This is a genomic window from Azoarcus indigens (assembly GCF_004361735.1).
Classification (GTDB): domain Bacteria; phylum Pseudomonadota; class Gammaproteobacteria; order Burkholderiales; family Rhodocyclaceae; genus Azoarcus; species Azoarcus indigens.
Genome location: NZ_SNVV01000027.1, coordinates 12597 through 23848 on the forward strand (window position 1 = coordinate 12597; position 11252 = coordinate 23848).

General features: G+C 69.2%; 11 protein-coding genes. 4 read left to right on the forward strand and 7 right to left on the reverse strand.

Going from position 1 to position 11252, the window contains the following annotated elements; translation table 11 throughout:
* Position 1: 1 nt before the first annotated feature.
* From C7389_RS21515 to rsmA, 3 genes are read left to right on the forward strand one after another with little or no spacing between them, the layout of a single operon-like run.
* Positions 2-1321 (forward strand): peptidylprolyl isomerase, encoded by a 1320-nt coding sequence (locus C7389_RS21515; RefSeq protein ID WP_133594721.1) that lies wholly within the window; start codon positions 2-4, stop codon positions 1319-1321.
* Between the two features lie 2 nt (positions 1322-1323).
* Positions 1324-2313 (forward strand): 4-hydroxythreonine-4-phosphate dehydrogenase PdxA, encoded by a 990-nt coding sequence (gene pdxA, locus C7389_RS21520; protein WP_425455589.1) that lies wholly within the window; start codon positions 1324-1326, stop codon positions 2311-2313.
* An 11-nt stretch (positions 2314-2324) separates the two neighbouring features.
* Complete coding sequence (rsmA, locus tag C7389_RS21525) at positions 2325-3122, forward strand: 16S rRNA (adenine(1518)-N(6)/adenine(1519)-N(6))-dimethyltransferase RsmA (RefSeq protein ID WP_133594723.1); 798 nt, start codon at positions 2325-2327, stop codon at positions 3120-3122.
* 54 nt (positions 3123-3176) lie between these two features.
* Here rsmA and C7389_RS21530 read toward each other — a convergent pair whose 3' ends face one another.
* From C7389_RS21530 to C7389_RS21560, 7 genes are all read right to left on the reverse strand, one after another.
* The gene (locus C7389_RS21530; RefSeq protein ID WP_133594724.1) at positions 3177-3368 is read right to left on the reverse strand and encodes a YgaP family membrane protein; all 192 of its coding nucleotides are present in this window, start codon (positions 3366-3368) and stop codon (positions 3177-3179) included.
* Positions 3369-3543: 175 nt separating this feature from the next.
* Entirely contained in the window at positions 3544-4203 is a 660-nt protein-coding gene (locus C7389_RS21535; RefSeq protein ID WP_133594725.1) for a Crp/Fnr family transcriptional regulator, read from the reverse strand.
* Positions 4200-4919, reverse strand: a complete 720-nt coding sequence (locus C7389_RS21540; protein ID WP_133594726.1) for an alpha/beta hydrolase — start codon at positions 4917-4919, stop codon at positions 4200-4202. Before C7389_RS21540 ends, C7389_RS21535 begins: the two co-directional genes overlap by 4 nt.
* A gap of 16 nt (positions 4920-4935) precedes the next feature.
* A complete protein-coding gene (gene xth, locus C7389_RS21545; protein ID WP_133594727.1) occupies positions 4936-5697 on the reverse strand; it encodes an exodeoxyribonuclease III in 762 nt (253 codons plus the stop codon).
* A 71-nt stretch (positions 5698-5768) separates the two neighbouring features.
* Positions 5769-7331 carry a phage tail sheath family protein gene (locus C7389_RS21550; RefSeq protein ID WP_133594728.1) on the reverse strand — a complete coding sequence of 521 codons (1563 nt, stop codon included), beginning with the start codon at positions 7329-7331 and terminating at the stop codon, positions 5769-5771.
* 173 nt (positions 7332-7504) lie between these two features.
* Entirely contained in the window at positions 7505-8035 is a 531-nt protein-coding gene (locus C7389_RS21555) for a DUF3016 domain-containing protein (RefSeq protein ID WP_133594729.1), read from the reverse strand.
* A 123-nt stretch (positions 8036-8158) separates the two neighbouring features.
* On the reverse strand, positions 8159-9487 hold the full coding sequence (locus C7389_RS21560; protein WP_211168364.1) for a methyl-accepting chemotaxis protein: 1329 nt from the start codon (positions 9485-9487) through the stop codon (positions 8159-8161).
* Positions 9488-9873: 386 nt separating this feature from the next.
* Here C7389_RS21560 and C7389_RS21565 point away from each other — a divergent pair, with 386 nt between their 5' ends.
* Positions 9874-11250: a YdgA family protein gene (locus C7389_RS21565; RefSeq protein WP_133594731.1), complete on the forward strand. Its 1377-nt coding sequence runs from the start codon at positions 9874-9876 to the stop codon at positions 11248-11250.
* Positions 11251-11252: the final 2 nt, after the last annotated feature.

Consider the following 11252-nt stretch of genomic DNA (forward strand, 5'->3'; position numbering starts at 1 on the left):
CATGAATCGATCCCTGTCTCTCCTCCGGTCGCTGATCGTCGCCGGCCTCTCCTGCGCGGCCCTGGCCCAGCCGGTTTCCGCTGCGTCGGTGCGCCCGGTCGAGGTGGACCGCATCATCGCGGTGGTGAATAACGAAGTCATCACCTCCCAGGAACTGCGCGCCCGGGTCGATCAGATCGTTCGCCAGTTCAGCCGCCAGGGCAACCAACTGCCGCCGCAGGACGTGCTGCAGCGCCAGATCCTGGAACGCCTGATCGTCGAGCGCGCCCAGCTGCAGCTCGCCCGCGAGACCTCGCTGCGGGTGGACGACGGCATGCTGGAGCGTGCCATCGCCCGCATCGCCGAGAACAACCGCCTGTCACCGCAGGAGATGCGTGCGGCGCTGGAGCGCGACGGCGTGTCCTGGAGCCGGTTCCGCGACGAGATCCGCACCGAGATCCTGCTCACCCGCCTGCGCGAGCGCGAAGTGGACAGCAAGGTGGTGGTGACCGACGCCGAGGTGGACAACTTCCTCACCAACAATCCGGACGCTTTCTCCGGCGTCGAGTACCACGTCGCCCACATCCTGCTGCGTGCGCCGGAAGGCGCCTCGCCGGAGCAGATCGCCCGCCTGCGCCAGCGTGCGGAGACGGTGATGGCGCGGCTGCGCTCGGGCGAGGACTTCGCCCGTGTCGCCGCCGAAACCTCGGATGCGCCGGACGGCCTCAGCGGCGGCGACCTCGGCTGGCGCGAGCGTGACCGCCTGCCGGCGCTGTTCGCCGATGCGGTGCGCAGCCTGCAGCCTGGCCAGGTGTCGCCGGTGATGCGCAGCGCCGCTGGCCTGCACATCGTCAAGCTGGTGGAGTCCCGCGGCGGTTCGGCGGCGGGGCCGCAGCAGCTGGAGCAGACCCACGCCCGCCACATCCTGATCAAGACCTCCGAGGTGGTGTCCGACGCTGAAGCCGAGTCCCGCCTGCTGGGTCTGCGCGAGCGCGTGGTGAACGGCGCCGATTTCGGCGAACTGGCCAAAGCCAACTCCGCCGACCTCTCTGCCGCCAAGGGCGGCGACCTCGGCTGGGTCAATCCAGGCGATACCGTGCCGGAGTTCGAGCGCGCGATGAACGCGCTGAAACCGGGCGAAGTCAGCCCGCCGGTGCACTCCCCCTTCGGCTGGCACCTGATCCAGGTGGTGGAGCGCCGCATGCAGGACGTCACCGACGAGCGCAAGCGCAACGCCGCGCGCTCCATCCTGCGCGAGCGCAAGTCCGAAGACGCCTACGAGGACTGGGTCCGCCAGCTGCGCGACAGCACCTACGTCGAATACCGCCAGGAACAGGAGTGAGCGTGACCGCCCCGCAGCCCGGCGTGCTCGCCGTTACCAGCGGAGAGCCGGCGGGCGTTGGCCCGGAGCTGTGCCTGCGCCTGGCCGAGCGCGACTGGTCGCTGCGGCCAGTGGTGCTGGGCGATGCCGGGCTGCTGGCCGAGCGCGCCCGCCTCATCGGCGTGGCGCCGCGGCTGCGGGAGTACGACCCGGCCCTCGCACCTGAACGCGGCGTGCTCGACGTGCTGCACGTGCCGCTGGCCGCGCCGTCGCAGCCGGGGGCGCTGGCGACGGCCAATGCCGCCTACGTGCTGGAGCTGCTGGATCGCGCCCTGGCCGGCTGTACCTACGGCGAGTTTGCCGGCATGGTTACCGCGCCGGTGCACAAGGGCGTGATCTGCGAAGCCGGCGTGCCCTTTTCCGGCCACACCGAATACCTGGCCGCCAAGACCGGCACGCCGCTGGTCGTCATGATGCTGGTGGGGGGCGGCATGCGCGTCGCGCTCGCCACCACCCACCTGCCGCTGGCCGCGGTGCCGGCCGCCATCACCCAGCCGCTGCTGGAAGACACCCTGCGCATCCTGCATGCCGACCTGAGCAATCGCTTCGGCGTGGACTCGCCCCGCATCCTGGTCGCTGGCCTCAATCCGCATGCGGGTGAGGGCGGCCACATGGGGCGGGAAGAGATAGACGTCATCGCCCCGGTGCTGGCGCGCCTGCGCGAGCAGGGCATGCGTCTCACCGGCCCGCTGCCGGCCGACACCCTGTTCGTGCCGCACACCCTGGAGCAGGGCGACGCGGTGCTGGCGATGTACCACGATCAGGGGCTGCCGGTGCTCAAGCACGCCAGCTTCGGCGGCGGGGTGAACGTCACCCTCGGCCTGCCGGTGATCCGTACCTCGGTGGACCACGGCACTGCGCTGGACCTGGCCGGCACGGGGCGCGCTGACGCCGGCAGCCTGTTCGCCGCCTACGAGCTGGCGGCCGCCATGGCCGCAGCCTGCCGCGCCTGAGGAATCCTTCGATGGAAGAGCATCGCGCGCGCAAGCGCTTCGGCCAGAATTTCCTGTCCGATCCCAACATCATCCGCCGCATCATCGACGGCATCCGGCCGCAGGCCGGCGAACTCATGGTGGAGATCGGCCCCGGCCTGGGAGCGATGACCGCGCCGCTGGTCGAGCGCCTGGGCCATCTGCATGTGGTCGAGATCGACCGCGACCTCATCGCCCGCCTGCACGAGAACTACACGGCGGAGCGGCTCACGGTACACGAGGGCGACGCGCTGAAGTTTGACTTCGGCAGCCTGGGGGCGCCACTGCGCATCGTCGGCAACCTGCCCTACAACATTTCTACTCCCATCCTCTTTCACCTGGCGGAATTTGCCGAAGCGGTGAAGGACATGACCTTCATGCTGCAGAAGGAAGTGGTGATGCGGATGGTGGCCGAGCCTGGCACCGAGGAATACGGCCGCCTGTCGGTGATGCTGCAGTACCGCTTCCGCATGGGCCGGCTGTTCGACGTGCCGCCGGGCGCCTTCCGGCCGGCGCCCAAGGTGATGTCCAGCATCGTGCGCATGGTGCCGCTGCCGGTGGAGCAACTGACGGCAACGGACGAGGCGCTGCTCGGGCGCATCGTCACCGCCGCTTTCGGCCAGCGGCGCAAGACTCTGCGCAACACCTTGCGCGACTTCCTCGACGAGATGGATTTCGAGGCCCTCGGCCTGGACGCCGGCCTGCGCGGCGAGCGCCTGGCGATGGCGGAGTTCGTCGCCATCGCCAACCATGTCGCCGCCAAGGGGGCACGGGCCGGTACGGCGGCCTGAGCCTGGGGCGTCTGCTGGCGCTGCGCTCGCGGCGCCTCTCTCAGGTCCGGTGTCTCAGGGCTTCTTCGCCGCGCAGGTGCTGAGCCCCAGCAAGGGATAGAGCGGGCAGCGGCTGGCAAGGCCGGTGGCCAGCGGCACCACGCCTATCCAGGCCCACAGCGGTCCGCCCAGCAAGGCCCAGGCGATCAGTGCGAGGCCCACCAGGATGCGCAGCATCCGGTCGATTCCGCCGACATTGGCTTTCATGGCTTTCTCCTTCGGTCGTTGGCAAACGCTTGCGATTGCACCAGCCGGAGGATGGGCGGGTCTGTGACCTGGGTTACATAGGGTCGGGCGCGGTGGTGGCGCGGGCAATCGGCATCCTGCCCGCTCCTTGGTTGTACTGCCCTGTTGTGCTGGCCTGGAAGCGGCAGGAACGGCTTCAGCCCGCTCCGCCCGCCAGCGCCCGCAGGCCCGCCGGGTCGAGGATCTCCACCTGTTCCCGCGACAGCCGCAGCAGCCCCTGGTCGGCGAAGCCCTTGAGCAGACGGCTGACCATCTCCCTCACGCTGCCCAGTTCGTCCGCCAGCTGCTGGTGGGTCACATGCAGCACCCGGCCCTTGCCCAGCAGCACTGCGGCCAGGCGCTGATCCAGGCGGCGGAAGGCGACCTCCTCCACCAGCTGCATCAGGTCGGCGATGCGCTCGGCGAACAGGTGGAAGACGAAATCGCGGAAGGGGGGCACGGTGAGGAGCTGGTCGAAGACCGGTGCCGGCAACAGCATCAGCCGCAGCGGCGTCTCGGCCATGCCGCGGGCGTTGTAGTCTGCCCGGCCGAGCAGGCAGGAGGCGGAGAGAATGCAGGTTTCGCCGGCGATGATGCGGTAGAGCGGCAGCTCACGGCCGCTGGGCGAACGCTTGCTCACCCGTACCGAGCCTTCGAGCAGAAAAGGAAAGCCCTCGCAGCCCTGGCGCTCGTCGAACAGCACGCTGCCGGCGGGAACCGCCATCCAGCGGGCCGGCGCCAGCAGACGATCGCGGTCGGTTTCGGCCAGCGCTGCGATGGCGGGGTAGCGTGTCAGCAAGGTGGCGACGTCGTTCATGCCGGCTCCGGGAAAGTGCGCGCCAGCCAGGCCAGTACCAGCGCGGTAGCCGCCTGTGGCGTGCCGATGTGGTCCGCCTCCAGCTCGTGATAGGCGCTGGCCGGATGCGGCGGTGCAAGTGCGTAAGCGTAGCCGCGGCCGAGGTCGAAGTGGGCGTCGGCGCGGCCAACTGCCCACAGCAATGGCAGCGATTCGAGGTGGCGGCAGTTGTCCGGCATCACCGCCGGGCCGTCCGCGGCGAAGTACTCCAGGTAGTGCGCCGGTGGAATGCGCACCGGCCGTGGGCGGCCCTGGAAGACGTCGGTCAGGGTGAGGCGTTCCTGTTCGCCGCTGGCGACGGCATGGGCGGCGCGGGCGAGGGAGTCGGTGCTGATTCCCTGCTGGTGCAGCCAGTCCGGGAAGTGGCCAGGGCCGAGCACCAGCAGGCCGTCGGCCGAAGCGTGGCGGCGGGCACAGGCGATGGCGGCATTGGCGCCCATGCTGTGGCCGCCGAGCACCACCCGGTCGCAGCCCTGCCGGCGCAGGGCCTGCGCAGCGGCGTCCAGGATCAGCAGCGCGTCGTGGAAGGAGGCGTCGTACAGACGGGCCAGCGACCAGGGGAGTTCCGGCGTCAGCACCGGGTGACCGGCGGCACGCAGTGCGTCCGCCAGCGTGCCGATGGCATAGGGCGGTTTGTCCCACTTGCCGTGGGCGAGCACGATGCCCGGCCGCTTCATGGCGCGGGGTGCCGTCTCAGAGCGCCAGCTCCAGCACCACCGGGGCGTGGTCGGAGGGGCGCTCCAGGGAGCGCGGGGTCTTGTCCACCGCGCAGCTGCGGCAGGCGGCCGTCAACGCCGGGGAGACCAGCAGGTGGTCGATGCGCAGGCCGAAGTTGCGGCGGAAGGCGAACAGGCGGTAGTCCCACCAGGAGTAGCTGCGCTCCGGCTGCTCGAACAGGCGGAAGGTGTCGACCAGGCCGAGGCCGAGCAGGGCGGCAAAGGCGGCACGCTCCGGCTCGGAGACGTGGATCTCGTCCTTCCAGTCCGGGTGGGCGTCGCGGTCTTCCGGGGCGACGTTGAAGTCGCCACCCAGCACCAGCCGTTCGTGCTGGCGCATTTCCTCGCGCAGCCATTCGGTCAGCGCGGTCAGCCAGCGCAGCTTGTAGGCGAACTTCTCCGAGCCCACCGCCTGGCCGTTGGGGAAGTAGCCGCAGATCACCCGCACGCCATCCACCGTGGCGGCGATGATGCGCTTCTGCTCATCGGAGAAACCGGGGATGTCGCGCAGCACTTCGGTGGGCGCGGCACGGCTGAGGATGGCAACGCCGTTGTAGGTCTTCTGGCCGTTGTACACCGCGTGGTAGCCCGCCGCCTGCAACTCGGCCAGCGGGAAGGCCTTGTCTTCCATCTTCAGCTCCTGGAGGCATAGTGCATCCGGCTGGTTGGCGGCGAGCCAGTCGAGCACATGGGGAAGGCGTACCTTCAGCGAGTTCACGTTCCAGGTGGCGATTTTCATTGGGAGTGGGGGCATATTCGAATGGCGATGGATGGTACCGAGGCTTGGGGGCGAGGCCAAGCCGGCCGCCTTCAGGCGCTGAGGTCCGCCGTGGGCAGACGCAGGCGGAGCAGGATGAATTCCGCCGGCCTGATCGGGGCGAAGCCGATTTGCACAACGATGTGCCCTTCGGCGAGTTCGGCCGGGCTGGTGCTTTCCCGCCCGCAATGGACGAAGAAGGCTTCTTCCGGCTTGCCGCCCTGGAAGGCGCCCTGGCGCATCAGGGCCAGCAGGAAGCTGCCGGCTTCCCGCCGCAGCCGGGCCCACAGCGCTTCACCATTGGGCTCGAATGCCGCCCAGGCGAGGGCATCCTCCAGGCCCTGTTCGATGAAGAGCGCCAGCCGGCGCACCGAGATGTACTTCCACTCGGAGCCGAGTTCGTCGGCGCCGGCCAGGGTGCGTGCTCCCCACACCACCCAGCCGCGGCCATGGAAGCTACGCAGGCAGTTGAGGCCCTGCTGGTTGAGTTGCCACTGCTGCGCATCGTCCAGGCGCTGGGCGCCGTCCTGGGCGCCGAGGAGCTGGGCCGACTCGCCGGAGGGGGCTTTCCACACACCGCGTTCGGCGTCGTTGCGGACGATGACGCCGGCGATGGCGCCGCAGGGGGCGAAGGCGGCGGCGCGGTTGCCGGCCAGCGGGTCGGCGAACAGCAGGCGGGGAAAGTAGAGGGCGACGTTGGCCGCGGCCGGGAGGCCGATGCATTCCCGCAGCGCGCGCAGTTCCGCGCCCAGCAGCGGGGCGCTCCAGTGCGCGGGGGCGTCCATCAGCAGCATTGCCCGGCGCTGCTGGCAGTAGGCGGCGGCCTCGGCCCAGCTTGCCGGCGCCACCTCGGTGTCCCGCTGCGGCGGCGGCAGGCAGAGCAGCTTGAAGGGGATGCCTTCCAGCGCGTGGAGTCCGGTGCCGGCGTGTTGGTCTCCGAGGAGCTCGGCGTCGCCCACCGGGGCGCCATCGCTGCCGGACGTTGTTGCTGCGCCGGGCCGGCCTTGCTCGTCCAGTACGGCAACCATGGCCGGATCGGGGCGCGTGCCCGCCGGCAGGCCGTGCCGCACCCGCGCCAGGTGGGAACTGCGGGTAAGGGCGGCATCGATGAAGCGCGGGCTGCCTGGATCGCAGCACAGGTCGCGGAATACCTCGGTGTTGACGGGGTTACCGCCTGCGCCCATCTCCTCCAGGGTGAGGTTGAAGTAGGACTCGTCCGCCACGCCGCCGGTCATGTGGTCCACCCTGGCGCGCAGCTTCTGGCCCCAGCTGCCGGGGCTGGCGGCTTCCAGCGTAAGCCGCTTGTCGCCGGCGGGTAGTGCGAGGGTGGCGGTACAGGCGGCGGGATCGCCGTTGAACACGCGGACGATGCAGGCTTCGTGGCCCCCGTTGCGGAAATAGTGCTGCACCGCGTGGCCCAGCGTGTCTTCGGCGCGGGGGCTGCCGAAGTGGAGCTCGTAGTCGTGGGCGCTGCCAACTTTCAGTGGAACGTTGACCGGTCCGCGGCGGGCGCCGCCTATGAATGCCGCAAGGGTGCTGCTTCTGCCGGGCGTGGGTACGAGCGCGTCTGGAATCTCTTCGATGTAGACGCCGGGATAGCGGGAAGTGGGCGGCATTGGGGGCGGCCTTGTCGCGGCTGGGGGGTCGGGGGCTGCTGGCGGTCCGACGCCTTTGTTCTTGTGCGGGCAGCGAAATTCAATCTAGGCCAGCGCCAGGGGAAGGCAAGGGCGCCGGAATGGCCGGAGGGGCTGTGGCCCGAGCGGCGCCTTGCCCGTTCGCGTGCGGAAGCTCAGGAGCGGCGGCCGAACTCCCGCCGTAGCCAGTCGTCCACCAGCGCCTTCTCATAGCGAAGCTCATCTCCGGGATAGCGGTTGCTGCTCATCATGAAGGCGGGGTCGCGCAGCTGGCGGCTGCCGCGCGCCAGTTCGCGGCCCTCGGCGTCGGTCAGGCGGAAGCTGAGGTCGATGCGGGGCGGGTAGATGTCGCGGACGATGCGCACGTCGCTGAACCGGGGGCCGTGCCAGGGCTCGTAGCTGCCGGCGCGCCTGAGTTCGGTGATGGTGATGTCCAGGCGCTGGCCGGCGGGCAGTGTCCTGTCGGCCTGGCGGGTGAGGTGAGCCCGCAGCGCCTTCAGCCAGGCTGCGCTGTCCTTGCGCTCCAGGCCGGCGTTGAAGCCGGAGAATTCGCTGAAGCGCTCCGGGTGGTCGTAGCGCACTTCGATGCGCGGCCCTGTGTCCGCCGACGGCGCCGACATCGAGGGGGGGCTGAGCAGCGCGGCCAGCGAGAGCGACAGCATGTGCAGCAGGAGACGGGGAGACATGGCGGCTTCCTCACGGATTCCGGCCGGGCCGGCAGCCGGCCGTCTCTCGCTTGGACCGAGGCGGCCGGCGCAGGTTGCCGCTGCTCCGGGCGGTAAGCCTGCTGCGCAGCGCGGCAAGCCGGCTCAGTGGCCCGCGCTGCTCTCCCGGATGGAAGAGAGTTGGCCGACCACGCGCACGACTTCCCTGGCGCCGTCGTGGATCTTGGAAATGGTCGTGCCGACCTCGTTGGTCAGCTCCGCGCCGCGGTCGGCCTGGCGGGCCGTATCGCCCATGCGCTCGATGGCGGCCTTGGTGCTGTCCTGAATGGCGCGGGTGATCTCGGAGATGCGGCCGGTGGAGCTGCCGGTGCGTTCGGCGAGCTTGCGCACCTCGTCGGCCACGACCGCGAAGCCGCGCCCGTGCTCGCCGGCCCGGGCTGCCTCGATGGCGGCATTGAGCGACAGCAGGTTGGTCTGGTCGGCGATCTCGTGGATGGTACGGACGATGAAGTCGATCTCGCCGGAGCGGGTGTCCAGTTCTTCCAGCAGCCGGGAGGACACCTGCACCGTCTCCGCCACCCTGTCCATCTCGGCGGCCGCCTCGCGTATCGCCCGATCGCCCTCGGCCGACAGCGTCTCGGTTTCCAGCGACACGTGATAGGCCATGCGGGCGCTTTCCGCCTCGGCCTCGTAGCGCTCCACCCGATCACTGATGTCGTTGGCGAACTTCACCACCTTGCTCGGTTTGCCCTGGGCGTCGAACACCGGGTTGTAGGTTGCTTCCATCCATACCGCCCGGCCATCGCGGGTGAAGCGGCGGAACTGGCCGGAGGCGAACTCGCCCCGGTTGAGGTCGGCCCAGAAGGCCGCGTACGCCGGGCTGCGGACGTAGTCCTGCTCGCAGAAGATGCGGTGATGTTTGCCACGCAGATCTTCCAGGCGATAGCCCATGGTCCTCAGGAAGTTGTCGTTGGCGGAAAGCACGGTGCCGTCCATGGCGAACTCGATGACCGCCATCGAGCGGTTCAGCGCCTGCAGCTTGCCCGCGTTTTCCTGGTCGGCTAGCACCCGGGAGGTGATGTCGTTGGCCAGCTTGATGATGCGGCAGGGCTGGCCCTGGGCGTCGAACACAGGGTTGTAGGTGGCCTCCAGCCATACCGGGGTGCCGCCGTGGGTGATGCGCAGGTACTGGCCGGAGGTGAATTCGCCGCGTGCCAGCTTCTGCCAGAACTCGCTGTAGTCGCGGCTGGCGACGTATTCCGGCTCACAGAAGATGCGGTGGTGGGCGCCCCGCAGTTCCTGGGCGGTGTAACCCATCAGACGAAGGAAGTTGTCGTTGGCCGTGATGATGGTGCCGTCCAGGCCGAACTCGATCACGGCCATGGACCGGCCGATGGCGTTGAGCAGGGCGTTCTTCTCGCCGAGTTGCTGTTCGAGTTCGCTGACCTTCTGCTTGAGCGCAGTGTTGAACATGAAAACTCCGTGTCGGTTGAGCGCAGTGTTGCCGTCAGGAAACCCGGGGCTGCGCATGGATTTCACAATAGCCGGCTTTCTTCTTTGTATTCATAGCTTTTGGGGGGGATCGAGAAGTATTTCATGTGCCTGAAACGGGGGGTCCGGAGCGCTTGTGTCGCGCGTCACGCGGGGGCCCGCGGAATCCGCCGGCCGAGGCAGCACGGTGGCTGGGAAACGATGTCGGCCGCAGGGGCCGCCGCCGCCCGGATGGACCGGCGCGAGGCGGCGCTGCAAGGCATGTGGATGTGGTGGAGGGTACGCGGTGGTGCTCGCCGGATGGGCATTGCCGCAGGCATAATTCCGCCGCCCGGGCGCGGCACGGGCGTTGTTTGTCGAGGACATCTATGCGTAAGACGGTAGTGATCGCCGGTGGTGTGCTGGCGCTGGCAGTGGGCGTAGTGGGGGGCAGCTACTACGTGGGCGGGAAGATCGAGGATGACTTCCGCACGGGAGTGGAGCGCATCCGCGGCGCGGGCTTCGACGTACGCGTTCTCGACTACCGGCGCGGAGTGTTCGGCGCCGAGGCGGAAACGCTGTGGACGCTGCCCAGCGAGGAGGAGCCCTTGAGCTTCACCCTCGCCCACGCGGTGAGCCACGGCCCTTTGCCGGCCGGCAAGGCGGCGGAGATCCGTACCACGCTGCAGCTGGATGACGAGGCCAGCCAGGCACTGGCGCCGCTGCTGCAGGGGCGCCAGCCGCTGGAGATCCTCAGCAAAGTGTCCTGGGGCGGTGACCACAGCCACACGCTGAACGTGGTGGATTACCGCGGGCCGGTGGAAGAAAGCGAGGTCGTCTGGGGTGGCATGCAGGGCACCGTGGATGTCACCGCTGGCGGCAAGGTCACTCGCGGTTCGCTGTCGCTGCCGGTGCTTACCGTGCGCGATCCGGCGGGCAAGAACGTCGATCTGCAGAAAGCCTCCATCACCTTCGATACCACCCAGCCGCAGAACTATCACTTCTGGACCGGCGAGGCGCTGTTCGCCATCGAGCGCCTCGCCGTAGGCGGTACGCCGGAGCAGACGGTGGAGATCGAGGGCCTGGGCCTGACTTCCTCCACCGCGCTGGAGGGCGATCTGGTCTCGACCACCATCGAAATCAAGGCGAACCACTTCAGCGGCGGTGGCGAAGTGCTGCAGGCGCCTGGCGTCACCCTGTCGCTGCAGCGGCTGGATGCCGGCGTGCTGGATGCAGCTTCCCGCATGGCGCAGGAAGGTGCCGCCGCCGGTGAGGACATCCAGGCTCACAACCAGCGGCTGCTGACGGCGATGATTTCCCAGCTGCCGGCCTTGCTGGCGCGCTCGCCGGTGGTGGAGATCAAGAACCTGGGTGCGACCCTGCCCGAAGGCGTGGTGAAGGCGGACCTGCGCCTGGCCTACGTCGGCAAGCCGGGCGGGCTGGGCTTCAACCCGCTGGTGGACGTGGAAGGCCAGGCCAACCTGGCCCTGCCGCAGCCGCTGCTGGAGCGGGTGCTGTCGGTCCGCGCGCGGCAGGAGCTGGAGAACTACATGGAGGTGATGGACCTGGGGGCCAGTGAGGAAGAGATCGCCGACGCGGTGGACGAAACCGTGCGCACCCGGGTGGAGGCGCTGACCGCGCAGGGCGTGCTGGTGCCCAAGGATGGCCAGTGGGTGAGCGCGCTGGAGTACAAGGGCGGCGTGCTCAGCATCAACGGCAACCAGACTGCGCTGGGCGCTCTCGGCGCGATGGGCCTGCCGCTCTGACG

Coding starts and splice junctions, on each gene's coding strand:
- C7389_RS21560 (WP_211168364.1), bottom strand. CDS start 9,487: ATGTTCAACACTGCGCTCAAGCAGAAGGTCAGCGAACTCGAACAGCAA.
- C7389_RS21550 (WP_133594728.1), bottom strand. CDS start 7,331: ATGCCGCCCACTTCCCGCTATCCCGGCGTCTACATCGAAGAGATTCCA.
- C7389_RS21535 (WP_133594725.1), bottom strand. CDS start 4,203: ATGAACGACGTCGCCACCTTGCTGACACGCTACCCCGCCATCGCAGCG.
- xth (WP_133594727.1), bottom strand. CDS start 5,697: ATGAAAATCGCCACCTGGAACGTGAACTCGCTGAAGGTACGCCTTCCC.
- C7389_RS21555 (WP_133594729.1), bottom strand. CDS start 8,035: ATGTCTCCCCGTCTCCTGCTGCACATGCTGTCGCTCTCGCTGGCCGCG.
- C7389_RS21540 (WP_133594726.1), bottom strand. CDS start 4,919: ATGAAGCGGCCGGGCATCGTGCTCGCCCACGGCAAGTGGGACAAACCG.
- C7389_RS21565 (WP_133594731.1), top strand. CDS start 9,874: ATGCGTAAGACGGTAGTGATCGCCGGTGGTGTGCTGGCGCTGGCAGTG.
- C7389_RS21530 (WP_133594724.1), bottom strand. CDS start 3,368: ATGAAAGCCAATGTCGGCGGAATCGACCGGATGCTGCGCATCCTGGTG.
- C7389_RS21515 (WP_133594721.1), top strand. CDS start 2: ATGAATCGATCCCTGTCTCTCCTCCGGTCGCTGATCGTCGCCGGCCTC.
- rsmA (WP_133594723.1), top strand. CDS start 2,325: ATGGAAGAGCATCGCGCGCGCAAGCGCTTCGGCCAGAATTTCCTGTCC.